The organism is Micromonospora sp. WMMD710 (genome assembly GCF_029626045.1).
GTDB lineage: Bacteria > Actinomycetota > Actinomycetes > Mycobacteriales > Micromonosporaceae > Micromonospora.
This window is the reverse complement of sequence record NZ_JARUBD010000001.1, coordinates 6,060,977-6,085,426: the sequence shown is the minus strand read 5'-3', so window position 1 is coordinate 6,085,426 and position 24,450 is coordinate 6,060,977. Positions and strand designations below refer to the sequence as shown.

Genomic DNA, 24,450 nt, shown 5'->3' with positions numbered 1-24,450 from the left:
GACGGCCGGGTCAGGACGGGTCGATCGCCGCCGCCGTCTCGCCGATCCGCAGGGCGGCGTCGTCCGGAACGTTCCGCTTCAGCACGGCGAGGGCAACCTGGCCCAACTCGTGGTGCAGCACGGCGGTGCCGGCGAAGCCCACCGTCCGGCCGTCGAGGGTCACCGGCGTACCGGCGGTCGGCGGCTGGTCGGTGGTCACCCCGTCCAGATGCAGCAGTACGAGGCGACGCGGCGGCCGGCCCATGTTGTGCACCCGGGCCACCGTCTCCTGACCCCGGTAGCAGCCCTTGTCCAGGTGCACCGCGGGGCCGATCAGGTCCACCTCGGCCGGGATGGTCCGGTGGTCGGTGTCCACCCCGACCCGGGGCCGCCGGGCAGCCACCCGGATCGCCTCGTACGCCCACAGACCCGCCACCGGCACGCCCGCGCCACGCAGCTCCGCCACCACCTGATCCATCGCCGAGCGGGGCACCAACAGGTCCACACCGAGCGGCCCACGCCGCGCCCAGCCGCCCACGGGCAGCGGCCGTACGTCGTACCGAACGCTCGCCCGCGGTGGCACGGCACCGGCGGCGAACTTCGGACCGGGCACCGCGACCAGGTCCGGTTCGGCCAGCCCGGTCACGCCGAGCGTGCCCAGCGCCTCCGACGCCGCCGGCCCGACCAGCGACAGCAGCGCCCGCTCGGCGGTGGCGTCACGCGGGTCGACCTTGCTGAAGAACCGCATCTTCTCCAGGTACGCCAGCAGACCCTCGGTCGCACCAGGCTCGGTGTCCAGCCAGGTGGTCTCGCCGTCCTCGGCCACCAGGGCGTGCTGCTCGACGTGCCCGTGCGGGGACAGCACCAGCAACTCGGTGCCGTCACCGGCGGCCAGCGCCGTCAGATGCTGCGAAGTGATCGTGTGCAGCCAACCGGCGCGTTCCTCCCCGGGCACCGCGATGACGCCCCGGTGCGACCGGTCGACGAGACCGACCTCGGTGTCCAGGGTGCGCTGCTCGCGCAGCGGGTCGCCATAGTGCGCGGCGACCCCCCGCACCCCGGCCGCGACGTGCGCCGGATCCGGCTGGTCGCGGCTGGCCTCGTCGATGCTCTCGACGGCCACCGCACCCGCGATGTCGATCATTTGTGGTCCCCGTTCTCGCAGCGTGCGCAGACGCCGAAGAGTGACACGTGCCCGATGTCCACCCGGAAACCCCGCTGGGCGGCCAACTCGTCGCTGAGCGGGCGGAACAGCTCCGGATCGACCTCGTCGATCGCGCCGCACTCCCGGCAGACCAGGTGGACGTGTTGGTGCTCACCCGCCGCGTGATAGGTCGGCGAGCCGTGGGAGAGATGGGTGTGGGTCACCAGGCCGAGCCGTTCCAGCAGCTCCAGCGTGCGGTAGATGGTGGTGATGTTGACGCCGGCGGCGACCTCCCGGACAGCGGTGTGCACCTGCTCCGGTGTGGCGTGGCCCAGATCGAGCACCGCCTGGAGGACGAGCTGCCGCTGGGCTGTCAGCCGCAGCCCACGGGCCCGGAGCATTTCCGCGAGGGAGGATTCGGACACCGTCCGATCATAGTTCGCCGATCGCGCCACCCCCTGCGCGCCGCTACGCTGCACGGTCATGGTGACCTCCTCCGCTGGCACGGTCCCGGCCGCGCGGATCGCCGTGCTCGGGCGGGGCCTGATCCCGGTCGACGAGCCGGTGCTCCGCGGCGACGACCTGGGCGTCCTGCGCGGCGACGGGCTCTTCGAGTCCATGCACCTGCGTCAGGGCCGGCCGTGGCTGCGCGACGAGCACCTGGCCCGGCTGACCACGGCGGCCGCGGCCGTCGACCTGGAGCTACCCCCCACCGACACGCTGATCGACCTGCTCGACACGGTCCGCGCGGGCTGGCCCGCCCAGATCGAGGGTGCGCTGCGGCTGGTCTGCACCCGGGGCTCGGAGGCCGGTGGGGCACCGACCGTCTACGCCACGCTGACCGAGGTGCCGGCGTCGTCCCGGGCGGCGCGGCGGAACGGGATCACCGTGGCCGTCCTGCCGCTGGGGGTGCCCGCCGACGCGCGTACCGGACTGGACTGGTTGCCGGCCGGCATCAAGTCCACCTCGTACGCGGTCAACAGCGCCGCCCGCCGCTGGGCACAGCGGGCCGGGGTGGACGACGTGCTCTGGGTCTCCTCCGACGGGTACGCCCTGGAAGGGCCCACCGCCAACGTGGTGTGGCTCACCGGGGACACGCTCTGCACGGTGCCGGCCGCCACCACCGGCATCCTGCCCGGCACGACCGTGGCCTGGCTGCTCGCCCACGCCGACGAGCTGGGCCTGAGCGCCGCCGAACGGATGGTCACGCCGGCGGAGCTGCACGCCGCGGACGGGGTCTGGTTCAGTTCGTCGGTCCGGGGGCTCACCGAGGTCCGGATGCTGGACGGGGTGCGTCGGGACCACTGCCCGCGCACCCCCGCCCTGCACGCCGTGCTGGGCTTTCCCGTCGGCTGACGGTCAGCCGCCGACCCGGATGAGCCGGGCGGACAGGTGCGGGCTGAGCCCGTGCCCCATCGCCGCCATCTCCTGGGCGTACAGCAACGCACCCTCGACGATGCCGAACAGTCGGTGCCCGGCGGTGACCTCCTTGGCGGTCGGCGTCCGGACGACCGCGTCGGTGGCGAACTCGACCTGGGTGCCGGTGCGCTTGCCGAGGTGCAGCTCCATCACGCCGGTCGGCGTGGTCAGCAGGGCCTCCAGCTCGTCGGTGGCCCGGCCGTCCACCAGGACCGGCCGCCACCAGCCGACCTCCCGCCCGGCGGGGCGGACCGGCCGGCTCTGCTCGTCGAGAATCCAGGCACGGGACTCGTAGTGCAGGAACGGTCGGCCGTCGTGGCTGATCCGGATCTCCTGCGCGTAGTCGAAGTCCTCGATGGTGGGGAAACCACCCTTGCCCCGGCCACGCCACAGACCGATGTAGGGCAGCAGGCCGTCCAACGCGGGGTGCAGCTTCGGCCCGACCCGCAGGTCGTAGCTCTCCTCGTACGGGTACTCCTCGACGGGCGGCGCGTTCAGCCACGGTGGCTGCAGCGGGTTGTCCTCGCTCACAGGGCAACCTTCGTTCGCGACTGCGGGGCTCGCAACCCCGGCTCACTCCTCGCGCTCACCAACGTCCTCTCGATATGCGTACGGCAAGGTAGACCAGGCCACCGGCGAGCCCGCCCAGGCCGGCGACCAGCAGGCTGACGAACCCGATCTCGGTAACCATCCCGACCATCCTATGCTGGGCCACATGGCCCGCAATCTCGTCGTCAAGGCCACCGCGGGGGCGGACGCCCCGGAGCGGTGCGCGCAGGCGTTCACGGTCGCCGCGACGGCGGTCGCGGCCGGCGCCGACGTGTCGCTCTGGCTGACCGGGGAGTCGACCTGGTTCGCACTGCCCGGCCGCGCCCAGGAGTTCGAGCTGCCGCACTCCGCGCCGCTGGCCGAACTGCTGCACGTCGTCCTGACCAGCGGTCGGGTGACCGCCTGCACCCAGTGCGCGGCCCGCCGGGACATCGGCCCGGACGACGTCCTGCCGGGGGTACGGATCGCGGGCGCCGCGGCCTTCGTCGAGGAGGCGTTGGCCGAGGGCACGCAGGCACTCGTCTACTGACCTCCGCGGCGGCACGGCCGGCCGCCACGGGCGGAGTGCGGATACCGACCCGACAACCCGGACAGCTGCCTACGATTCGGATGTGACCGAGGCGACGGAGAGGTTCTTCGAATCACTGCCGGTCCGCGCCCCCGGCGTCCTGCGCGGCCTGGCCGACGGAACCCTCCAGATCGACCTGGGCACCGAGAACCAGACCGAGCATTGGCGAATCCGGATGCGACCGGGGTCGGTGGAGGTCAACCGAAGCCGGGGACCGGCCGACGCCATCTGGTACAGCAGTACGGAGTTGTTCGACCGGCTGATCGTCGGGAAGGCCCAGGCGGTCGCGGCGGTGCTGCGTAACGAGAGCACGTTCAGCGGAAACGTGGTGCTTTTCCTCGCCTTCCGACGGTTCTTTCCAAACCCGCCGGGCACCCGCGACCCGCGCGAGGTGGCCCGTAGGACAGCCGGGCGGCTGGGGTGACCGACCTCGTCAGCATCCTGGACGGCAACACCTTCATGGTCAGCGACGGGCGGGGAGACATCGAAGCCTCCTTCGACTTTCCCACCGGGTTGTTCTCCTTCGACACCCGCTTCCTGTCCAAATGGGTGCTCACCCTCGACGGCGAACGGCTGCACGCGCTCTCCATGGACACCGGCGAGTCGTACCGGTCCCGGTTCTTCCTGGCCCCCGGCGAACCCACCCACTACCTGGACGCCAAGGCGTCGGTGATCCGCAACCGGGCGATCGCGGGCAGCTTCGAGGAGGAGCTGACCGTGCTCAACCACTCCGGCGAGGAGGTGGAGTTCACCGTCCGGATGGAGATGGCGGCCGACTTCGCCGACCTGTTCGAGATCAAGCACGCGCGGCAGAAGCGGGGCCGGACGACGGTCACGGTCGCCGACGACGAACTGCGACTCATCTACCGGCGCGATGCGTTCCACCGGGAGACGGTGATCCGCCCCAGCGCGCCGGCCCAGGTCGACGTCGCCGGGATGACCTTCCGGATCCGGATCGCCCGCAACAGCGAGTGGACCACCCGGCTGCACGCGTCCACCGTCGTCTACGGGGCGCGGGGCGAGGACATCCGGGCCACCCTGCCGTACGGCGGCAGCCGCAGCGCCGACGCCATCCGGGCCGACCAGCAGGAGCTAATCGACCGGGCACCGAAGCTCGGCTGCGACTGCCAGCCGCTGGCCGGGGCGTACCGGCGCAGCCTCAACGACCTGGCCGCGCTGCGCTACGAGTCGATCGCCCTGGGCGTACGACTGATCGCCGCCGGGCTGCCCTGGTTCATGACCCTGTTCGGCCGGGACAGCATCATCACCTCGTTGCAGGTGCTGCCGTTCCTGCCGGAGCTGATCCCGCCGACCATCCTGATGCTCGTCGGCCTCCAGGGGCACCGGGTGGACGACTTCCGGGACGAGGAGCCGGGCAAAATCCTGCACGAGCTGCGGTACGGGGAGACCGCCGGTTTCGAGGAGCAGCCACACTCGCCGTACTACGGTTCGGCCGACTCGACGCCGCTGTTCATCATCCTGATCGACGAGTACGAGCGCTGGACCGGCGACGCCGCGCTGGTCAAGCGGCTGGAGCCACACGTCCGGGCCGCACTGGAGTGGATCGACACGTACGGTGACCTGCTCGGCACCGGCTACCTCTGGTACCAGACCCGCAATCCGGAGACCGGCCTGCAGAACCAGTGCTGGAAGGACTCCTGGGACGCCATCTCGTACGCCGACGGCCGGATGCCCGGCTTTCCCCGGGCCACCTGTGAGTTGCAGGGCTACGCGTACGACGCGAAGATCCGGGCCGCCCGGCTGGCCCGCACGTTCTGGAACGACCCGGAGTACGCCGACCGGCTGGAACGGGAGGCCGCCGAGTTGAAGCGGCGGTTCAACCACGACTTCTGGATCGCCGACGGCGGGTACTACGCGCTCGCCCTGGACGCCGACGGCCGGCAGGTGGACGCCCTGACGTCGAACATCGGGCACCTGCTGTGGAGTGGCATCGTCGACGAGTCCCGGGCCGGCAAGGTCGTCGAGCACCTGCTGGGGCCACGGCTGTTCTCCGGGTGGGGGATACGCACCCTGGGCGAGGACGAGGGACGGTACAACCCGATCGGCTACCACGTGGGCACCGTGTGGCCGTTCGACAATTCGATCATCGCCTGGGGGTTGTGGCGGTACGGCTTCCGGGAGGAGGCCGGGCTGATCTGCGACGCGATGCTGGCCGCGTCCCGCTACTTCGACGGGCGGCTGCCGGAGGCGTTCGCCGGGTACGCCCGCACCCTCACCGAATACCCGGTGGAGTATCCGACGGCGTGCAGCCCGCAGGCCTGGTCGGCGGGCACCCCGTTGCTGCTGCTGCGGGTGATGCTGGGGTTGGAACCGCAGGGCGAGCACCTGATCATCGATCCGGCGGTGCCGTCGGGCATGGGTCGGATCGAGCTGCTGGACATTCCGGGCCGCTGGGGCCGGGTCGACGCGCTGGGGCGCAGCCGTGGTCCGCAGGACGGGCGGGACGGCTGAGCCCGGATCAGTCGGGGCAGCCGACGGTGGCCGTCAGCCGGGACGCGTCCGGGGTGAGGTCGGCCAGCACGGTGACCGTCCCGGCGCGGTACGCGTACACCGGGGGGTTGTCCAGCAGTGGGATGCCGCCGGCCAGCGGGGCGAGCGCGGCCGCCGGGGTGGCCGGGCCGGCGGCGGAGCGTGCGGTTCGGGCCAGCGCGCCACCCGGGCAGGGCGCGGTGATCAGCTCCGGCGCGGCCTCGGCCGGCCGGTCGAGTGCGCGCAGCGCGGCGGTCAGGGCGGCGACGGCACCGGCGTCACCGGTGGCCGGCGGTGCGGTGTAACCCGCGCCGACCGGCCGGCAGCCGGTGTCGACGGTCAGCCGGATCCGGCCGTCCCCGGTCGGTCGACCCTGCACGGCGACGAACTCCCCGGCGTCGGCCCGCAGCTCCGGGCCGTTCAGACCGGAACCGACCCCGGCCCGCCAGCTCGCCGGCAGTCGCTCGGCGAGCCCGGCCAGTACGGACCGTTCGGTGCCGTCGAGTGCGAGGACACCTACCTCACGGCGCAGCCGGGCACCGTCGGCGAACGGGGTGACCCGGCAGCCCGCCGCGATACGCGCCGGGCCGAGCTCCAGCAGTCCGGCCGCGCCGGCCGCCCGGGCCAGCTCGCCGACCGCGCGGTCGACCACCGGGCCGGCCTGGTCCAGGGTGCGCTGCTCCCGCACGGTGGGCGGATCGTGGCGGACCGACGTCCAGGTGAGCGCGGCCAGCAGCACGGCCCAGAGCACGGTCGCGACCAGCAGCCAGCGCCGCCGACGCCGTGCGGGTGCCGGCGCGGCGGGACCGGTCGACGGAACCCACCCCGTCCGCACAGCACCGCTCACCCGTGCCATGGTGTCACGGGCGGTCCTCCGGCCCGGCGGCGGAGGCGGCGGTCGGGAACCGGTCGGCGGCCCTGCGGTCAGGTCGGTCGGGGCGGCGGGTCGAGCCGGTAGCCGACGCCCCGCACGGTGTGCACCCTCGGCCCACCCGGCAGGCTCCGCAGCTTGTGCCGCAGTCGCCTGATCGCGGAGTGCAGGATCGCGCCGTCGCCCGGGTACGTGCCGCTCGACACGGAGGCGAAGAGCTGTTCGTAGCTCCACACCACCAGCGGCGGCCCGATCAGACGGGCCAGCAACTCCCGTTCGGTGCGGGTGAGCGGGAGCGGGTCACCACACCAGGTGACCAGGTCCGCGGCGCGGTCGACGACCAGCTCACCCCAGCTGACCGGCCCCTGCGGCACCACCGGCGGGACGATCGTCGCGGCGGGCGGGGCCGGGTGGCCGGGCGGGGCTGCGGGGAACAGCAGCGTGCGCAGCTCGGTCAGGTCGGCGCAGCTCACCACCGGGCCGACACCGCCGAGTTGGCGGACCACCCGCTCCCGCACCGAGACGTCCGCGCTGACGCAGACGACGATCGGGACCTCTGCTCCGGAGACGCCGCCTCCACCCGGAAATTCCACCCGTTGATAGTGACGCATGCCGATGGATTTCGGGGTCCACGCTCGGCTTGGGATCGCGTTTCGTCACTGACCATGCACCGACCGGCGTTAACCATTCAGCACCGGGTCGACGCGCGGTGCGCGCACGGGTCCCGAACCGTCGGGATTCCTGACGTGGGGAGGAAGAGTGTTCCGAGCATCAGCCACAAGGACCGCCCTCTGGCGGGCGGCACTGGCGTGCACCGCGGTCGGGCTGGGCGTCACCGCCCAACCCGTGGTCGCCGCCCGTCCCCAACCGGCGCCCGCCCGAGCCAGCGTGGACCAACGCCTGCTCAGTCAGCTCGGCGCGACGGGCAGCGGAAGTTTCCTGGTCTACCTGCGGGACACCGCACCGGTGGCGCGAACCACCAGGCTGCGCGACCCCGACGACCGGGCCCGGGAGGTGCACCGGCTGCTCACCACGACCGCCGAACGCACCCAGCAGGGGCTGCGCTCGCTGCTGGCGGCCCGCAAGGCGCCGCACACCGCCTACTGGATCGCCAACGCCGTACGGGTGACCGGCGACCGGGCGCTGGCCGACGAGATCGCCAAGCGACCCGAGGTGGCCCGGATCGAACCCAGCCGCAGCTACCCGCTGGTGCGTCCGAAGCCGACCGCCGGCAGCCGTGCCAGTGCCGCCGGCGCCGAGTGGGGCCTCAGCAACATCAACGCGCCGCAGGTGTGGAACGAGTTCGGCGACCGCGGCGAGGGCGTGGTGGTCGCCAACATCGACAGCGGCGTCCAGTACGACCACCCGGCGCTGGTCGGGGCGTACCGGGGGAATCTTGGCGGCGGCACCGTCGACCACAATCACAACTGGTACGACCCGGCCCACGTCTGCCCGAACGCCGCGCCCTGCGACAACAACAGCCACGGCACCCACACGGTGGGGACGATGGTCGGCGACGACGGCGCCGGCAACCAGATCGGCGTCGCCCCCGGCGCGAAATGGATCGCCGCGAAGGGTTGCGAGGACACCGACTGCTCGGACGCCTCGCTGCTCGCCGCCGGTCAGTGGGTGCTGGCCCCGACCGACCTGAACGGGCAGAACCCCCGCCCGGACCTGCGCCCCGACGTCGTGAACAACTCCTGGGGAGGCGCCGGCGGCGACCCGTGGTTCCAGCAGACCATCGCGGCCTGGCGGGCGGCCGGGATGTTCCCGGTCTTCTCCTCCGGCAACGACGGCCCGGACTGCGGCAGCGCCAGCTCCCCCGGCGACAACGCCGACGCGTACGCCGTCGGCTCGTACGACGTGCAGAACGCCATCTCGGACTTCTCCGGCCGGGGCGACGCCACCGACCCGCACGCCTACAAGCCGAACGTCGCCGCCCCCGGCAGTGACGTGCGCTCCAGTGTCCCCGGCAACGCCTACGCCGCCTTCAGCGGCACCTCGATGGCCGCCCCGCACGTCTCCGGCACGGTCGCGCTCGTCTGGTCGGCGGCACCGACCCTCAAGGGGGACATCGCCGCCACCGAGGAGCTGCTGGACCGGACCGCCCGCGACGTCGACGCCACCACCTGCGGGGGCACCGCCGCCGACAACAACGTCTTCGGCGAGGGCCGACTGGACGCGTACGAGGCGGTGCGGTCCGCGCCGCGTGGGCCGGCCGGACGGGTCGTCGGAACAGTGACGGCGGCCGGCGAACCGGTCGCGGGCGCGACCGTCGGCGACGGCACCCGCAGCGTCACCACCGGCGCGGACGGCCGGTACACGCTCGCCGTGCCGGCCGGCGAGACCACCGTCACCGTCGACGCCTACGGGTACGCCCGGCAGTCGGCCACCGTCACCGTCACCGAGGGCGGCACGGTCACCCACGACTTCGCCCTGGTGGCGAGCCCGCTGGTCACCGTGCGCGGTCGAGTCACCGACGGTTCGGGACACGGCTGGCCGCTGTACGCCCGCATCGACGTCGAGGGGCGACCCGGCGCACCGATCTTCACCGACCCGACCACCGGGCGGTACTCGCTCACCGTCGCGGGCAACGCCACCTACCGGCTCACCGTGGCCGCCCGATACCCCGGCTACCGCACCCTCACCCGGGAGGTGGTGGCCGGCACGGGGCCGGTGACGGCGGACATCGCGGTGCCGGTCGAGCCGGCCTGCACGGCAGCCGGTTACAGCGGCAGCTCCGCCACTCCTCTGCTGAACGAAGGCTTCGACGCAGCCGGTACGCCGGCCGGCTGGACGGTGCGCGACCGCACCGGCGACGGCGGCTGGACCTTCACCGACCCCGGGGAACGGGGCAACCTCACCGGCGGCAGCGGCACCTTCGCGATCGTCGACAGCGACCGGCTCGGCTCCGACAGCACCCAGGACACCGACCTGATCAGCCCCACGGTCGACCTGAGCGCGGCACCGGCGCCGGTGCTGCGCTTCCGCAGCGACTGGCGGGCGGTCGGCGTCACCGACACGGCCGACGTGGACGTCTCCACCGACGGCGGTGCCAACTGGACCACCGTCTGGCACCAGACCGGCAGCCGGCGCGGGCCACGGACCGAGGAGGTGCCCCTGGACCCGGCCGCCGGCGCCGACCGCGTCCAGGTCCGGTTCCGCTTCCAGGGCACGTACGCCTGGTGGTGGGAGGTGGACGACGTACAGCTCGTCAACCGTGACTGCGCGCCGACACCCGGAGGGCTGCTGCTCGGCGTGACCACCGACCGCAACACCCGCGCCCCGCTCAACGGCGTCACCGTCGCCAGCGTCGAACGGCCGCAGGACCGAGGGGTCTCCGCGGCCACACCGGAGGACCCGACCCTGCCGGACGGCTTCTACTGGCTATTCTCCGGCCTGACCGGGGCACACCGGTTCACCGCCGGCCGATCCCCGTACCGGACGGTGACGAGGACGGCGACCATCGCGGCGGACGGCGCCCGCCGGGCGGACCTCGCGCTGGCCGCCGGCCGACTCACCGTCACCACGACCGACATCGAGTCGTACCAGCGCTACGGCCGTACCCGGAGCACGAAGCTGACCGTTCGCAACACCGGCACCGCGCCGGCCACCGTCAACCTGGTCGAGCGCAACGGACGGTTCGACCTGCTGTCCCGGGCCGGTGCGCCGCTGCGGGAACAGAAGATGAAGGGAATCAGCAAGGCCCGCACCGGCACCGCGTACGGCGGGGCGGGCACCGACGTCGCGCCACACGCCCAGGACGCCTGGGCCGGGATCGCCGACCTGCCGGCGGCGGTCTTCGACAACGCGGCGGCCAACCTGGACGGCACGGTCTACTCGGTGGGCGGTGGCGGCGGCTCCGGCCTGGAGCGCAAAGCCTGGCGGTACGACCCCGCGACCGACGCCTGGACCACGCTGCCCGACCTGCCGAGCGCCCGGTCCAAGCCGGTCGCGGCGGCGGTGGGCGGGAAGCTGTACGTGCTGGGCGGCTGGGGCGCCGACGACCTCACGGTCGCCTCGGTGGACGTGTTCGACCCGGGCGCCGGCACCTGGAGCACGGTGGCCGGGGCGACCAACCCGTTCCCGGCAGCCGCGGCCGGGCAGGCCGTGGTCGGAGGGAAGGTCTACCTGGTCGGCGGATGCCTCGACAACGACTGCACCGACTCCGACCGGCTGGTCGTGTTCGACCCGGCGACCGGCACGTTCCGCACCGGCGCGGCCTACCCGCACCCGGTCGCCTGGCTCTCCTGCGGCGGAATCGGCAGCGCCGTGTACTGCGCCGGCGGCACCAGCAGCACCGAACACACCGACGCCTACCGGTACGACCCGGCGGCCGACACCTGGAGTCCCCTGCCGGACCTGCCGATCGACCTGTGGGGCTCCCAGTACACGGCCGCCGGCGGCCTGCTGGTCCTGAGTGGCGGGGTCACCGCGGCGTCGACCGCGGTGACCAACCGGACCATCGCGTACGACCCGGCGGAAGGACGCTGGCGCGACCTGCCCAACGTCCGGTCCGGACGGTTTCGGGGCGCCGCCGCCTGCGGCGCGTACAAGATCGGTGGTTCGCCCTCGCCGTTCGTGGGGTCGGCGGACAGCGAGCGGCTGGACGGCCTCGACCTGTGCGCCAACGAGGCGGACCTGCCCTGGCTGTCCATCGCGCCGAGCGGCTTCACCCTGGCACCGGGGAGGTCCCGGGCGGTCACCGTCACGCTGAGCGCCACCGCGGCGGCCGGCGTCCTCCAACCGGGCACCTACTCCGGTGAGCTGGCCATCGCCTCGGACACGCCGTACCCGGTGCCCACCGTGGCGGTCACGATGACCGTGTCACCGCCGGCGAACTGGGGCCGGGTTCAGGGCACCATCACCGGTGTGACCTGCGGCGGGGCGACCGTCGGAGTGCCCGCCACGGTGAGGGTGAACCCGCGGGGCAGGGCCACCGGCCACACCCTGACCGCGGACGCCCGGGGCAGGTACGCCTGGTGGCTGCCGAAAGGCCGCTACGACGTCGTCGTGGCCCGGGACAGCTGGGCGCCCCAGGTGCGACGCACCCGGATCGCGGCGGGCCTCGTGACCACCGTCGACGTCACCCTCGACCCGGTCTCGTGCGGCACGAAAGCCACCGGCATCTGAACCATCCGGAGACGACCGGGGCCGGTCACCCGCGCGGGTGACCGGCCCCGGTCGATCAGAGCAGTGGGTCAGGCGACGGTGACGGACACCTCGTTGATGCCCCGGCCCGCGGTGACGGCGGTGTCGCCGTTGCCGTGCCGGGACAGCGCCCGCAGGGTCCAGGAACCCGGCGCGGCGAAGAACCGGAACTGACCGGCGGCCGAGGTGACCACCTCGGCCGTGAACTCACCCGTCGAGTCGAGCAGCCGGACGTACGCGCCCGGCACGGCCTCATCCGCCGCCGAGCGGACGATGCCGGTGATCACGGTTTCCTTCTCCAGGTCCAGGCTGGCCGGCAGCGGGGCGGCCTGGTCGGGTGCGGCGCAACCCGCAGCGGTGGGAGCAGTCATGACGGATCAGGCCTCCCCGGGCTCGTCGCCGAGCGCGACCGGCACGCCGACCAGCGAGCCGTACTCGGTCCACGAACCGTCGTAGTTCTTGACGTTGCGGTGGCCCAACAGCTCCTGGAGGACGAACCAGGTGTGCGAGGAGCGCTCACCGATCCGGCAGTACGCGATGGTCTCCTTGCCGTCGTCGAGCCCCGCGTCCCCGTAGATCTTGCGCAGCTCGTCGTCGGACCGGAAGGTGCCGTCCTCGTTCGCCGCCTTGGACCACGGCACGCTGATCGCGGTGGGGATGTGGCCGGCCCGCTGCGCCTGCTCCTGCGGCAGGTGGGCGGGGGCGAGCAGTCGACCGGCGAACTCGTCGGGGCTGCGCACGTCCACCAGGTTCTTGGTGCCGATCGCGGCGACGACCTCGTCGCGGAAGGCTCGGATGGACGTGTCCGGCTCCTGCGCGACGTACTGCGTCGCCGGGCGGGTCACCGAGTCGGTGACCAGCGGACGGGCGTCCAGCTCCCACTTCTTGCGACCGCCGTCGAGCAGCTTCACGTCGCCGTGGCCGTAGAGCTTGAAGTACCAGTAGGCGTACGCGGCGAACCAGTTGTTGTTGCCGCCGTACAGGATGACGGTGTCGTCGTTGCTGATGCCCCGCTCGGAGAGCAGCGCCTCGAACTGACTCTTGTTGACGAAGTCCCGGCGGACCTGGTCCTGGAGGTCGTTCTTCCAGTCGATCTTGATGGCGCCGGCGATGTGGCCGGTGTCGTAGGCCGACGTATCCTCGTCGACCTCGACGAAGACGACGCCCGGGGCGTCGAGGTTCTTCTCGGCCCACTCGGCCGAGACGAGTGCGGTGTCGCGACTCATCGAATCACTCCCTGGTGAGGATGGATGGTGAGCCAACGCGTGAGTATCGATAGGTGTGACTGTCGCACCACGCGCGGGACCCAGTGGAAGGACGGGATCACGGGTTCGTGCGACGGCGCCGCTGCCGGGCGTTCGATGGGATCACCGGAGGGGTACGAGAACCCCGCGTGCCGGTGGCCGCCGTCAGGCGGCCGAGGACAGCCCCGCCGTCAGATGACGGGGCGACACAGGCAGGTGGCCACGCGGCACAGGTCGACCGCGCGCCGTTTGGTGAGGTGAGTCCCCATGGTGACGGAGCCTACCAGTCTGTGACCGAGCTGCCACCGAGCCGACCACCATCCGGGAATCGGGCGGGCCGCCGGCCGGATTCGACGTCCCACCGGCGGCCCGAGCGATCAGCTGACCGAGTTGATCGGCACGTTCTTCGCGTCGGCGGTGACCGCCAGCCCCTCGGGCAACGGACGGACCTCCCGCACGGCGAGCTGGAACGGCAGGTCGGGCAGCGGCACGTCGACGGAGATGCCCTTGGCGTAGTTGTTCAGCAGGGTGCGGGCCAGCGGCAGGTTCGGCAGGCCAGCGGCGTCCAGGTTGTTGAAACGCAGGGCGACGGCGCCGCTCTTGGCGACGGTGACGTCGGCGGTGCCGGCGACGGTGAACTTCTGGCCGAGGATGTCGACCGGAGCGGTGACGGCGAGCTTGCCGCCCTGCTCCGCGAGGGTGAGCCCGGGCCGGTCCAGCAACGCGGCGAGGCTGTCGTAGCTGATCGTGCCGGTGCCGTTGACGGTGTCCGCGACCACGTCACCCTGCCCGGAACGAAGAGTGTCCAGGGAGGCCCGCACGTTGCGCGCGTCGACGTCCAGCACCGGCAGTCGTACGGCTTCACCCTCGACGGAGGCCTGCACGTCCCGCAGCTTGATGGAGATCCGCTCGTACCGGCCGTCGATCACCTGCGTGAGGAACGGCGTCCCGCCGACCTGCACCTCGGGAGCCGCGGACTGCGCGCCCTGCTTGGTGATCTCCTGGCTGACCCGGTCGGCGATCGCCCGCTCGGCCACCCCGACCGCCACCCGGTCGGCTACCACCAGCAGCCCGGCCACCACCAGAAGCAGGATGACGAGACCGATGAGCAGTTTGCGACCGCGCCGCCGAGGCCGGGTTTCGTCCGCCGGATAGTCCTGGGCCACGCCGCCTCCTGTCTTCGCCCGCCGCGGAGCGACGGGGCGTTCGTACCGGTGCCGCAGAGCGGCGCACCCGTAGGTACCCGACCGGCTCCGGGCTCAACCGTGGGCTCAGAGGAAGAGCATGCACATGGCGTACGCGGCCGGCGCGGCCAGGGCGAAGCCGCCCAGCGGACCCTGCATGTGCCGGGCGACCCACATGGTGGGCGGTTCGCCGGCCATCAGTCGCCCCGCCTCCGCGTACCCGACGGCGAGGTCGGAGAGCACGGCGGTGACCGCCGCGACCAGGCCGATCACCGCGGCCCGGGTCGGCGTGAAGGGTGCCACCAGGTAGCTGCCGAGAAGCGCGCTGATCAGCGTGCCGACCATGGCGCCCACGACGACGCCGGCGGCGCCCCGGGGCACCTGCGGGGCCAGTCGGGGCCAGGGCAGCACGGCGTCGGTGAGCCGGGCGACGGTCAAGGCGACCCCGCTCGCGGTCAGGCAGACCGTGATCGCCTGAGTGCCGGCCGGGATGCGGCTGAGCACGATCAGGGTGCCGAGGGCCACCACCCCGACGACGATGAGCAGCGTGGCGCCGAGCGAGTCGGTGACCCGGACCCGGTCGACCCGGCGGACCAGTTGACCGAGCACCGCCGCGAGGAAACCACCGGCGGCCAGGTAGCCCAGCGGAGCCAGGCCGGCGATGTCGGTCTGCACGGCGGCGATGTCGGCGAGCGCGGCGACCACGGCGCTGATCCCGCCGACCAGCAGCAGGGCGGGCGGGCGCATGGCCATGGTCCAGGCGAGCACGAACAACAGCTGGACGCCGAAGATGATAAAGGCGAACGGCAACCGGTGGCCCGGGCCCGACGTCTGCGCGCCGAGCACGAGACCGACACCGAGCAGCGCGGCGAATCCGGCGATGATCAGCGCCAGTGGGCGGCGCACCTCCACCGGGGGTACGACCTCCTCCTCCGGCTCGTCGATCTCGTCCTCGGAGCGACGGGCGGGCTCGCCGGAGCGGCGGGCACGGCGCGGACCACCCCGCTCACGACGTTCGCCGTCGACGACGGCCGGACCGGTGCGCGGCGCGGGCGGTTGGCCACGGGTCGGGGCGGCCGGGCCCGGACGGGGCCCGTCGGGCCACGTTTCGCGGCCGGCGTCCGGCGAGGTGGAGGGAAACACGCCCCGATCGTGCCAGACCCACCCGCCGATGCGGCGGTCAAGGGTTTCGGCAACGTTAAAAACTGTGCCACGATCAGGGGCAAGCTAGACAAACGGGAAGTGGCCTGAGGGCGCAGCCGGGGCGATCGGTTACGCTCAACGCGTTACCCGCCCGTCAGCGACGCCGGGACCACGCAATTTCTCAGCGCACTCCCCTCACGAGTGTGTCTGGTCGCGTGCGGCCATGCGCCGCCGGGACGGAGGTGATCGTGGAGATCCTGCTGCTGGTGACCGCACGCGCAGGGGAACCGTCCGCTGTGCTGCCGGCACTCGACCTGCTGCCGCATTCGGTCCGCACCGCACCACGCGACGTCCGCACCCTGGTCGCCGGGCCCAGCCCCGACGCGGTGCTGGTGGACGCGCGGTCGGAGCTGAGCGAGGCACGGGCGACCTGCCGGATGCTGCACGCGACCGGGCTCGGGGTGCCGCTCGTCGCGGTGGTGACCGAGGCCGGCCTGATCGCGTTGAACGCCGACTGGGGCGTCGACGACGTCATCCTCGCCTCGGCCGGGCCGGCCGAGGTGGAGGCGCGGCTGCGGCTGGCGGTGGGCCGGCTGAGCAACGCGACCGCCGGTGCCGGCGGTTCCATCCGGGCCGGCGAGCTGAACATCGACCCGGACACGTACGCCGCCAAGCTGAAGGGGCGCCCGCTCGACCTCACCTACAAGGAGTTCGAGCTGTTGAAGTTCCTGGCACAGCACCCGGGTCGGGTGTTCACCCGGGACCAGCTGCTGCGTGAGGTCTGGGGCTACGACTACTTCGGTGGCACCCGCACCGTCGACGTGCACGTGCGGCGGCTGCGCGCCAAGCTCGGCTCGGAGTACGAGTCGATGATCGGCACGGTCCGCCAGGTGGGCTACAAGTTCGTCGTCCCGCCGTCGCGGTCGCTGCCCGAGGCGGAGCACGCGCCGCTGCCCGTCTGACCGGTCCTCCCGTCCGGGGGATTCCCCATATGCCCCTTTTGCGCATCTCGTCGGTTCTATTCTGACTGCCGGGTTTGTTAGCGGAAGGGGCGACGGTGCGCACAGAAACCACGGGGGCGACGGGCCGGCGTGTCCGGTCGGCGGGGCGGAAGCCGTGACGCGGGGCAACCCGACCGTCCGGGCGGCCGGAATCGTGGTGTTGGTGGTGACGGCGCTGCTCGGCTCGGCATACCTGCTGGGCCGCAGCCTCGTCCCCGACCAACCCCAACGGCAGGCCACCGGGGTGAACACCAACGCAGAGGGGCCGTACTACGCCGATCAGCCCACCGGGGACGGGCCGAGCGGGCCACCCACCGCCAGTGCCAGTGCCAGTGCCAGTGCCACCGAGGCCGGCCAGGACGGGACGGGACGGGACTCCACGGGCGGCCAACTGTTCGGGGCGCACACCAGCACCGGCACACCCCGCCTGGCGTTGACCTTCGACGACGGTCCCGATCCGCGCTACACCCCGCAGGTGCTCGCCATGCTGCGCGAGTTCGACGTCAAGGCGACCTTCTGTGTCGTGGGCGAGAACGCCCAGGCCCACCCCGACCTGATCCAGGCGATCGTGGACGGCGGGCACAGCCTGTGCAACCACTCGTGGCACCACGACGTCACCCTGGGCAACCGCCCGGCGGACGTGATCCGCGCCGACCTGCTGCGCACCAACGAGGCGATCCGGGCGGCGGTGCCGGACGCGCCGATCGTCTGGTACCGGCAGCCGGGCGGCGCCTGGACCTACCCCGTGGTGTCGGTGGCGCAGCAGCTCGGCATGACCCCGCTGCACTGGTCGGTGGACCCGTCGGACTGGGAGGTCCCCGGCGCGACCAAGATCGCCGCGACGGTGGTCAGCCAGGCCGAACCGGGCTCGGTGGTGCTGCTACACGACGCCGGCGGAAATCGCCAGGGCACCGTGGACGCGCTGCGCCGGATCCTGCCCGACCTGACCGCGCGGTTCGAGCTGGAGGCGCTGCCGACCGACCCGACGTGAGGCCGGCGCTGGCGAAGGCCGCGGGTCCGGAGGGTGGGGATGGTTGGTGCGCAGCCCTTGGAGTTGATGTGGTGAACGAATCAGCCCCGCCAGGCCGGCGTTCCCGGGACCGGGACCGGGCGTGAGGCCGCGGACACCAGTGGGACCGCACCATCGGGCCGGTGAAATCCCGGCACCAGCAGGACAGCACGACCGGGCCCGGTGATGCATCAACGCATCAGCTCCAAAGGCGTTGACCAAAACCTCGCCGGCGCCGGCTGCTGGCCTCCTCGACGCCGACCGTCCTTAACTCGGCGACCCGGCGGGTGTCACGAGACGCAGCGGATACGGTGACGGGATGAGCAGCGCGGAGCCGACCAGCGACCAGGTGACCCGGAGCGACCGACTGGCCCCGGCGGACGTCACCGATGTGCTGGCTCTGGCCCGTTGCGCGGGCGACACCGACGGCGCGGACCCGCTCGACGAGCACGTCCTGCTCCGGCTGCGCGACCCCGACGCCCCGGCCGTGCACCTGATCGCCCGTGCCGACGACGGCACCCTCACCGGATACGCGCACCTGGACACCACCGACCCGGTCGGCGGGATCGGGGTCGAGCTGGCCGTGCACCCCGCGTACCGGCGGCGGGGCACCGGCCGGGCGCTGGCTCGGGGCGTACTCGCCTCGGCCACCGGGCCACTGCGGGCGTGGGCGCACGGCGACCACCCCTCGGCCGCCGCGCTCGCCGTCGACCTCGGGTTCACCCGTGCCAGGGTGCTCTGGCAGCTGCGTCGGCCACTGGCCGCCCCGCTGGGTGAGCCGCGCCTGCCCGACGGGGTGATGCTGCGCGCGTTCCGACCCGGGGCGGACGATGCGGCCTGGCTGACCCTCAACTCGCGCGCCTTCGCCGAGCATCCCGAACAGGGGCGCTGGACCGCGGACGACCTGCGGGTACGCCTCGCCGAGCCGTGGTTCGACCCGGCCGGCTTCCTACTCGCCGAGGAGACCTCGACCGGCCGGTTGCTCGGCTTCCACTGGACCAAGGTGCACGAGCGGCCCGGGTCGGCCCGCATCGGCGAGGTGTACGTGCTGGGCGTGGAGCCGACCGCGCACGGCGGCGGGCTCGGCCGGGCGTTGACCACCGCGGGGCTCGCGTACCTGCGGGACAAGCGGGGCCTGGACCGGGTGATGCTCTACGTGGACGACTCGAACACCGGGGCGGTCGCGCTCTACGAGCGGCTGGGCTTCGCCCGCTGGTCCGCGCACATCAACTACCACCTCGGCTGACGGTCGGGCACCGGGACAGCCGAGTAACCGGCGGATCACGGCCGCGCATCGGCGGGATAACGCCGTACCTGAAATATGACCATACTTCCGACAGGCGCACCCGGGTTCACTTAACGGACAACTCGCCCTCAGCAAGCGGTCACCTCGTGGGCCGCACGTGTTCACCTTGCGTTCACTTGCGACCGGCGAACCGGCTACCTGGCACTTCTAACTTTCGTGTCAGCCGGTCAGTGCCGGTCCTCGGGCCCCGGGATCGGGGCGCCAAGTCAGACGCGAAGGGAAACCCCTCAGGTGAAGCTCCAGCGGTACGGCACTATTGCCTGCCTCGCTCTTGCCGCGACGCTCGGCCTCAGTGCATGCGGCTCGGACAACAACGAGCCCACCCCCGGCGCCAGCGCCTCGGGCTCGGCCGCCGCGGTCGACTGCGGTACCGGCACGGTCAACGCCCAGGGCTCGTCGGCCCAGAAGAACGCCATGGCCGAATGGATCAAGGCGTACCAGCAGAAGTGCCAGGGCACCACGATCAACTACGAGGGCACCGGGTCGGGCGCCGGCATCCAGGCGTTCATCGCCGGGACCGCCGACTTCGCCGGCTCGGACTCCGCGCTCAAGCCGGAGGAGCAGCCGCAGGCCGACGCCAAGTGCGCCGGTGGCAAGGCCCTCAACCTCCCGATGGTGATCGGCCCGGTCGCGGTCGTCTACAACGCCGGCAGCGGCGTGGACAACCTCCAGTTCAAGCCGGCCACCCTGGCGAAGATCTTCGCCGGCAAGGTCACCAAGTGGGACGACGCGGCGATCAAGGCCGACAACCCGGACGCCAAGCTCCCGTCGGCCCCGATCCAGGCCGTGCACCGCTCCGACGAGTCGGGCACCACCGACAACTTCACCAAGTACCTGTCGAAGACCGCCGAGGCGGACTGGACCTTCGGTAACGCCAAGGCGTGGAAGGCCCCGGGTGGCGTCGGCGCCGCCAAGTCCGACGGCGTGGCCAGCAAGGTCAAGAGCACGGTGGGCACGATCAGCTACGTCGAGTGGTCGTACGCCGAGAACTCCAGCCTGAACATGGCCAAGGTGCAGAACGGCGCCGGCGAGTGGGCCGCGCTGACCGCCGAGTCGGCCGGCAAGACCATCGCCGGGGCGAAGATCGAGGGCCAGGGCGACGACCTCAAGCTGTCGATCGACTACAACACCAAGGAGGCCGGGGCCTACCCGATCGTCCTGGCGACGTACGAGATCGTCTGCAGCAAGGGCCTCGCGGCCGACAAGCTGAAGCTGGTCAAGGGTCTGCTGGGCTACGCCGCCAGCGCCGAGGGCCAGACCTCGCTGACCGAGCTGGGCTATGCCCCGCTGCCGGAGACGGTCCGCACCAAGGTCGAGACCGCGGTCAAGAACCTCTCCTGATCCGACCCCACCACCTCAGCAACGGAATCGAGCGAGCAGATGGGTGAAACCCCTCACCGCTCGGCCGACGCCGGCACCGGCGGGACGCGCGTGACCCAGAGTCACGAGTGGCCCGCCGGTGCCTCGGCGCGTGTGGCCGAGGCACCAGTCAGCGCGCGTACCCCCGGTGGCAACGGGCTGGGAGGCGGCGGCGCGCTGCCGAGAAACCGGAAGTTCGGCGCCGAGCGGGCCTTCCACGGCCTCACCCTGGCCGCCGGCGCGATGGTGCTGGTCATCATCGTGGCCATCGCGGCCTTCCTGATCGCGAAGGCGATCCCGGCCCTCCGTGCCAACACAGCGAACTTCTGGACCTTCGAGGGCTGGTTCCCGAACGACAACCCGCCCACGTTCGGCATCGGCGCGCTCGCCTTCGGCACCGTTCTCAGCGCCGCCCTGGCTCTGCTGATGGCCGTGCCGGTAGCCATGGGCATCGCGCTGTACCTGTCCCACTACGCGCCCCGGCGTCTCGGCAACAGCCTCGGCTTCCTGATCGACCTGCTGGCCGCCGTGCCCAGCGTGGTGTTCGGCCTGTGGGGTCGCGACTACCTGATCGGCCCGGTCACCGACCTCTCGGGCTGGCTGAACAAGTACTTCAGCTGGATCCCGATCTTCGGGGGCGAGGGCCCGTACGGCAACTCGATCCTGCTCGGTTCCCTCGTGCTAGCGATCATGGTGCTGCCGATCATCACCTCGCTGACCCGCGAGGTGTTCCTCCAGACGCCGACGGCCAACGAGGAGGCGGCCATCGCGCTGGGCGCCACCCGGTGGGAGATGCTGCGTACCGCGGTGCTGCCGTACGGCCGCCCGGGCATCATCGCCGCGGTGATGCTCGGCCTGGGTCGGGCGCTGGGTGAGACCATCGCGCTGGCGCTGACCCTCGGATCCACGTACGCCATCTCGTTCAACGTGTTGGAGAGCGGCGGCAACACCATCGCCGCCAACATCGCCAACCGGTTCGCCGAGGCGAACGACACCGGCCGCGGCGCGCTGATCGCCTCCGGTCTGGTGCTGTTCGCGATCACGCTGGTCGTCAACATCATCGCGCGGGCGATCATCTACCGCCGCCGGGAGTTCACGGAGTCCGCCGCATGAGCACCACGGTCACCTCACGTCGCCCCCGGCCGCCGGCACAACCGGAGACGCTGCGGGCTCGGCGGCTGCCCGCGTACGCCGCACCGGCCGTCGCCGTGGCAGCCCTGGCGCTCTCCGCGGTCATCGTCTACGGCGCCGGCATCGGCGGCCCGGTCCTTGTCATCGTCCTCGGCGCGGTGCTCTACCTCGTCGGGCTCTTCGCGGCGTCCAACGCCGTCGAGGGCCGCCGGTCGGCCCGCAACCGCACCTGGAGCGCGCTGATCCACTCCGCGTTCGTGCTCGCCGTGGTGCCGCTCGCCTCGGTGGTCTGGACGCTTGTCAGCAAGGGCACCGAGCGGCTGGACGGCAACTTCTTCCAGACCTCGATGAACAACATCGGGGCTCGCGACCCGAACGGCGGCGCGTACCACGCGATCGTCGGCACGCTGGAGCAGGTCGGCATCGCCACCCTGATCACCGTGCCGCTCGGCATCCTCTGCGCGATCTACATCGTCGAGTACGGCCGGGGCCGGTTCGCCTTCGCGATCCGGTTCTTCGTGGACGTCATGACCGGCATCCCGTCGATCGTCACCGGCCTGTTCGTGCTGGCGTTCTGGGTGCTGATCGTGTCGCCGTGGTTCAACGACGGCCGGCCGGGCTTCTCCGGCTTCGCCGCCGCGCTCGCGCTCAGTGTGCTGATGCTGCCCACCATCGTCCGGTCCACCGAGGAGATGCTCCGCCTCGTTCCGCCGCCCCTGCGCGAGGGCGCCTACGCGCTCGGCGTACCCAAGTGGAAGACCATCCTGCGGGTGGTCCTGCCCACGGCGCTGCCCGGCATCGTCACCGGCGTCATGCTCTCCATCGCCCGCGCGGCCGGCGAGACGGCCCCGGTGCTGCTGGTCGCCGGCGGCGGCGCCGCGATCAACTTCAACCCCTTCGAGAACAACCAGTCGTCGCTGGCCCTCTACGTCTACCAGCAGGCCGGCGAGGCCTCGAAGTACTCGCCGGCACGGGCGTGGACCGCGGCACTCACCCTGGTCGCCCTCGTGCTCATCCTGACGATCGCGGCGAAGTTGCTGGCCCGTCGCAACAGGCTCAGCCGATGAACCCCGGAGGTACCACCATGGCCAAGCGCGTCGAAGCCTCGAACGTCACCGCGTACTACGGCGGTTTCAAGGCGATCGAGAACATCAACCTGACCGTCGAGCCGAAGACGGTCACCGCCCTGATCGGCCCGTCCGGTTGCGGCAAGTCCACGTTCCTGCGGTCGATCAACCGGATGCACGAGGTGCTGCCGGGTGCCCGGGTCGAGGGCAGCCTGACCATCGACGACCAGGACATCTACGACCGGGACGTGGACGTCACCGCGGTCCGCCGCATGATCGGCATGGTGTTCCAGCGGCCGAACCCGTTCCCCACCATGAGCATCTTCGAGAACGTGGTGGCCGGGCTGAAGCTCAACGGCGTCCGGAAGAAGTCGATCCTGGACGAGGCCGCCGAGAAGGCGCTGCGCTCGGCCAACCTGTGGGACGAGGTCAAGGACCGGCTGGGCAAGCCCGGCGCGGGCCTCTCCGGTGGTCAGCAGCAGCGGCTCTGCATCGCCCGGACCATCGCGGTCGAGCCGCAGGTCGTGCTGATGGACGAGCCGTGCTCGGCCCTGGACCCGATCTCCACGCTGGCGATCGAGGACCTGATGTTCCAGCTCAAGGACAAGTTCACGATCATCATCGTGACGCACAACATGCAGCAGGCCGCGCGGGTGTCGGACCGGACCGCCTTCTTCTCGATCGAGAAGACCGGCGACCCGGGCCGGCTGATCGAGTACGACAACACCCAGAAGATCTTCAGCAACCCGAGCGTGAAGAAGACCGAGGACTACATCACCGGCCGCTTCGGCTGAGCCGCCGATCCCGGTCCGCGAGGGGCGTCGGTCGTCACGACCGGCGCCCCTTTTCGCGTGCCCGGGGTGTCCGGCCCGGGCCCAACTCGGCCATGATCATGCTCGATCCATGATGTAGTGGTCTCACCGCAGCGTGAGGCCACTATTTCCATGTTCGGGCGCGATCTTTCCCCGAGCGGTACGCGCGTGGCCCGGCACGTTTTAACCGAGGACGAAGCGGGGCTCGCCGTTCGGTGGGAGGTCCAGGCGTGGGGTGATCGGGGTGGCGGCGTCCCGGTCGGTCGCCGCGCGGGCCACGCCGGCCAGATCGCCGGCCGCCGCCACCTGGGCGAGGGTGACCAGGGTGGGCGGGAGCATGGTCAACTCGCCCGCCTCGGCGCGGGCCAGCGCGTCCGCCGGACGGATCCACAGGGTGTGGTCGGCCTCGCCGGAGACGTCGCGGGTCCGCTGTCCCGCCGGCAGCAGGGCCACGAAGAAGTACGTGTCGAAGCGGCGTGGCTCGAACTCGGGCGTGATCCACCGGCTCCAGGGCAGCAGCAGGTCCGACCGCAGGGTGAGCTGACGGTCGGCGAGCAGCGCCGCGAAGCCCAGCCGCCGCCCCTCCAGGTCCTGCCGGGCCACCTCCCAATCGTCGCCGCTGACGTCACCCACCACGGCCGCCCGGTCCGGGCCGGCGAGCAGCACACCCGCCTCCTCGAAGACCTCCCTGGCGGCGGCGCAGACCACCGCCTGGGCGGCGTCCGCGTCCACCCCGAGCCGGCCCGCCCACTCGATCGGCGTCGGCCCCGCCCACTCCAGATGTGCCTCCGAGTCGGAGGGGTCCACCCCGCCGCCGGGAAAGGCGTACATCCCACCGAAGGTCATCGCGGCGACGCGGCGGATGACGTACACCTCGAAGTCCGTGTCGGTCGGACGCAGCAGCAGCACCGTGGCCGCGACCCGCGGCACCGCCGGAGTGCCGCCCTCGGCCCGGAACCGGCGGGCGTGCTCGACCAGAGCGGCCGGGGCGGGAAAGCCGTCGCTGTCGATCGTCATGCCGCG

24 protein-coding genes are annotated in these 24,450 nt (G+C 72.0%); 12 read left to right on the top strand and 12 right to left on the bottom strand.

All coding sequences use genetic code 11. From position 1 onward, the window contains the following. Positions 1-10: 10 nt before the first annotated feature. Entirely contained in the window at positions 11-1,123 is a 1,113-nt protein-coding gene (locus O7620_RS28175) for a folate-binding protein (RefSeq protein WP_278126136.1), read from the bottom strand. Continuing rightward, positions 1,120-1,524, bottom strand: a complete 405-nt coding sequence (locus tag O7620_RS28170; protein WP_151488543.1) for a Fur family transcriptional regulator — start codon at positions 1,522-1,524, stop codon at positions 1,120-1,122. Before O7620_RS28170 ends, O7620_RS28175 begins: the two co-directional genes overlap by 4 nt. A gap of 82 nt (positions 1,525-1,606) precedes the next feature. Here O7620_RS28170 and O7620_RS28165 point away from each other — a divergent pair, with 82 nt between their 5' ends. Further along, the gene (locus O7620_RS28165) at positions 1,607-2,479 is read left to right on the top strand and encodes an aminotransferase class IV (RefSeq protein ID WP_151488514.1); all 873 of its coding nucleotides are present in this window, start codon (positions 1,607-1,609) and stop codon (positions 2,477-2,479) included. Between the two features lie 3 nt (positions 2,480-2,482). Here O7620_RS28165 and O7620_RS28160 read toward each other — a convergent pair whose 3' ends face one another. Both O7620_RS28160 and mtfM read right to left on the bottom strand, forming a co-directional pair. Next, the gene (locus O7620_RS28160; RefSeq protein ID WP_151488515.1) at positions 2,483-3,073 is read right to left on the bottom strand and encodes an FABP family protein; all 591 of its coding nucleotides are present in this window, start codon (positions 3,071-3,073) and stop codon (positions 2,483-2,485) included. A 55-nt stretch (positions 3,074-3,128) separates the two neighbouring features. Next, positions 3,129-3,233 (bottom strand): small membrane protein MtfM, encoded by a 105-nt coding sequence (gene mtfM / locus O7620_RS28155; protein WP_030327764.1) that lies wholly within the window; start codon positions 3,231-3,233, stop codon positions 3,129-3,131. Between the two features lie 12 nt (positions 3,234-3,245). Between mtfM and O7620_RS28150 the strand changes: the two genes are divergently transcribed. The 3 genes from O7620_RS28150 (at position 3,246) to O7620_RS28140 (ending at position 6,131) form a co-directional block, all read left to right on the top strand. Continuing rightward, positions 3,246-3,620 carry a DsrE family protein gene (locus O7620_RS28150; RefSeq protein ID WP_278126133.1) on the top strand — a complete coding sequence of 125 codons (375 nt, stop codon included), beginning with the start codon at positions 3,246-3,248 and terminating at the stop codon, positions 3,618-3,620. 82 nt (positions 3,621-3,702) lie between these two features. Continuing rightward, positions 3,703-4,083: an SCP2 sterol-binding domain-containing protein gene (locus O7620_RS28145; RefSeq protein ID WP_278126132.1), complete on the top strand. Its 381-nt coding sequence runs from the start codon at positions 3,703-3,705 to the stop codon at positions 4,081-4,083. Next, complete coding sequence (locus tag O7620_RS28140; protein ID WP_278126131.1) at positions 4,080-6,131, top strand: glycogen debranching N-terminal domain-containing protein; 2,052 nt, start codon at positions 4,080-4,082, stop codon at positions 6,129-6,131. Before O7620_RS28145 ends, O7620_RS28140 begins: the two co-directional genes overlap by 4 nt. Before the next feature lie 7 nt (positions 6,132-6,138). Here O7620_RS28140 and O7620_RS28135 read toward each other — a convergent pair whose 3' ends face one another. Further along, positions 6,139-6,996, bottom strand: coding sequence for a hypothetical protein (locus tag O7620_RS28135; protein WP_278126130.1), 858 nt, complete (start codon positions 6,994-6,996; stop codon positions 6,139-6,141). A gap of 77 nt (positions 6,997-7,073) precedes the next feature. Next, positions 7,074-7,631 (bottom strand): winged helix-turn-helix domain-containing protein, encoded by a 558-nt coding sequence (locus O7620_RS28130; RefSeq protein ID WP_278126129.1) that lies wholly within the window; start codon positions 7,629-7,631, stop codon positions 7,074-7,076. A 148-nt stretch (positions 7,632-7,779) separates the two neighbouring features. Here O7620_RS28130 and O7620_RS28125 point away from each other — a divergent pair, with 148 nt between their 5' ends. Continuing rightward, a complete protein-coding gene (locus O7620_RS28125) occupies positions 7,780-12,153 on the top strand; it encodes a S8 family serine peptidase (RefSeq protein ID WP_278126128.1) in 4,374 nt (1,457 codons plus the stop codon). A 68-nt stretch (positions 12,154-12,221) separates the two neighbouring features. On the opposite strand, the gene O7620_RS28120 is transcribed toward O7620_RS28125, so the two are convergent. The 5 genes from O7620_RS28120 to O7620_RS28105 form a co-directional block, all read right to left on the bottom strand. Beyond that, the gene (locus O7620_RS28120; RefSeq protein ID WP_151488520.1) at positions 12,222-12,542 is read right to left on the bottom strand and encodes a DUF1416 domain-containing protein; all 321 of its coding nucleotides are present in this window, start codon (positions 12,540-12,542) and stop codon (positions 12,222-12,224) included. A gap of 6 nt (positions 12,543-12,548) precedes the next feature. Continuing rightward, positions 12,549-13,397 carry a sulfurtransferase gene (locus tag O7620_RS28115; RefSeq protein ID WP_278126127.1) on the bottom strand — a complete coding sequence of 283 codons (849 nt, stop codon included), beginning with the start codon at positions 13,395-13,397 and terminating at the stop codon, positions 12,549-12,551. 209 nt (positions 13,398-13,606) lie between these two features. Next, positions 13,607-13,684, bottom strand: a complete 78-nt coding sequence (locus O7620_RS32135; protein ID WP_310503780.1) for an Ms5788A family Cys-rich leader peptide — start codon at positions 13,682-13,684, stop codon at positions 13,607-13,609. Between the two features lie 108 nt (positions 13,685-13,792). Then, complete coding sequence (locus O7620_RS28110) at positions 13,793-14,581, bottom strand: DUF2993 domain-containing protein (protein WP_278126126.1); 789 nt, start codon at positions 14,579-14,581, stop codon at positions 13,793-13,795. Positions 14,582-14,686: 105 nt separating this feature from the next. Next, positions 14,687-15,742, bottom strand: coding sequence for a hypothetical protein (locus tag O7620_RS28105; RefSeq protein ID WP_278126125.1), 1,056 nt, complete (start codon positions 15,740-15,742; stop codon positions 14,687-14,689). Positions 15,743-15,984: 242 nt separating this feature from the next. Between O7620_RS28105 and O7620_RS28100 the strand changes: the two genes are divergently transcribed. The 7 genes from O7620_RS28100 (at position 15,985) to pstB (ending at position 23,409) form a co-directional block, all read left to right on the top strand. Continuing rightward, positions 15,985-16,704, top strand: coding sequence for a response regulator transcription factor (locus O7620_RS28100; protein ID WP_192580148.1), 720 nt, complete (start codon positions 15,985-15,987; stop codon positions 16,702-16,704). A 154-nt stretch (positions 16,705-16,858) separates the two neighbouring features. Next, complete coding sequence (locus O7620_RS28095) at positions 16,859-17,734, top strand: polysaccharide deacetylase family protein (protein ID WP_278126123.1); 876 nt, start codon at positions 16,859-16,861, stop codon at positions 17,732-17,734. A gap of 337 nt (positions 17,735-18,071) precedes the next feature. Beyond that, on the top strand, positions 18,072-18,998 hold the full coding sequence (mshD, locus tag O7620_RS28090; RefSeq protein ID WP_278126122.1) for a mycothiol synthase: 927 nt from the start codon (positions 18,072-18,074) through the stop codon (positions 18,996-18,998). Positions 18,999-19,289: 291 nt separating this feature from the next. Continuing rightward, positions 19,290-20,399: a phosphate ABC transporter substrate-binding protein PstS gene (pstS, locus tag O7620_RS28085; protein WP_278126120.1), complete on the top strand. Its 1,110-nt coding sequence runs from the start codon at positions 19,290-19,292 to the stop codon at positions 20,397-20,399. 39 nt (positions 20,400-20,438) lie between these two features. Continuing rightward, complete coding sequence (gene pstC, locus O7620_RS28080; RefSeq protein ID WP_151488528.1) at positions 20,439-21,530, top strand: phosphate ABC transporter permease subunit PstC; 1,092 nt, start codon at positions 20,439-20,441, stop codon at positions 21,528-21,530. Continuing rightward, complete coding sequence (gene pstA / locus O7620_RS28075) at positions 21,527-22,615, top strand: phosphate ABC transporter permease PstA (protein ID WP_278126119.1); 1,089 nt, start codon at positions 21,527-21,529, stop codon at positions 22,613-22,615. The genes pstC and pstA overlap by 4 nt, the downstream gene beginning before the upstream one ends. Before the next feature lie 17 nt (positions 22,616-22,632). Continuing rightward, positions 22,633-23,409, top strand: a complete 777-nt coding sequence (gene pstB / locus O7620_RS28070; RefSeq protein ID WP_151488544.1) for a phosphate ABC transporter ATP-binding protein PstB — start codon at positions 22,633-22,635, stop codon at positions 23,407-23,409. Between the two features lie 201 nt (positions 23,410-23,610). Here pstB and O7620_RS28065 read toward each other — a convergent pair whose 3' ends face one another. Beyond that, entirely contained in the window at positions 23,611-24,444 is an 834-nt protein-coding gene (locus O7620_RS28065) for an NUDIX domain-containing protein (protein WP_151488530.1), read from the bottom strand. Between the last annotated feature and the right edge of the window lie 6 nt (positions 24,445-24,450).

Bases quoted from the DNA above. Each gene is read 5' to 3' on its own strand.
- O7620_RS28175 (WP_278126136.1), bottom strand. From the start codon at position 1,123: ATGATCGACATCGCGGGTGCGGTGGCCGTCGAGAGCATCGACGAGGCC.
- O7620_RS28170 (WP_151488543.1), bottom strand. From the start codon at position 1,524: ATGCTCCGGGCCCGTGGGCTGCGGCTGACAGCCCAGCGGCAGCTCGTC.
- O7620_RS28165 (WP_151488514.1), top strand. From the start codon at position 1,607: ATGGTGACCTCCTCCGCTGGCACGGTCCCGGCCGCGCGGATCGCCGTG.
- mtfM (WP_030327764.1), bottom strand. From the start codon at position 3,233: ATGGTTACCGAGATCGGGTTCGTCAGCCTGCTGGTCGCCGGCCTGGGC.
- O7620_RS28150 (WP_278126133.1), top strand. From the start codon at position 3,246: ATGCTGGGCCACATGGCCCGCAATCTCGTCGTCAAGGCCACCGCGGGG.
- O7620_RS28130 (WP_278126129.1), bottom strand. From the start codon at position 7,631: ATGCGTCACTATCAACGGGTGGAATTTCCGGGTGGAGGCGGCGTCTCC.
- O7620_RS28120 (WP_151488520.1), bottom strand. From the start codon at position 12,542: ATGACTGCTCCCACCGCTGCGGGTTGCGCCGCACCCGACCAGGCCGCC.
- O7620_RS28115 (WP_278126127.1), bottom strand. From the start codon at position 13,397: ATGAGTCGCGACACCGCACTCGTCTCGGCCGAGTGGGCCGAGAAGAAC.
- O7620_RS32135 (WP_310503780.1), bottom strand. From the start codon at position 13,684: ATGGGGACTCACCTCACCAAACGGCGCGCGGTCGACCTGTGCCGCGTG.
- mshD (WP_278126122.1), top strand. From the start codon at position 18,072: ATGAGCAGCGCGGAGCCGACCAGCGACCAGGTGACCCGGAGCGACCGA.
- pstC (WP_151488528.1), top strand. From the start codon at position 20,439: ATGGGTGAAACCCCTCACCGCTCGGCCGACGCCGGCACCGGCGGGACG.
- pstA (WP_278126119.1), top strand. From the start codon at position 21,527: ATGAGCACCACGGTCACCTCACGTCGCCCCCGGCCGCCGGCACAACCG.
- pstB (WP_151488544.1), top strand. From the start codon at position 22,633: ATGGCCAAGCGCGTCGAAGCCTCGAACGTCACCGCGTACTACGGCGGT.
- O7620_RS28065 (WP_151488530.1), bottom strand. From the start codon at position 24,444: ATGACGATCGACAGCGACGGCTTTCCCGCCCCGGCCGCTCTGGTCGAG.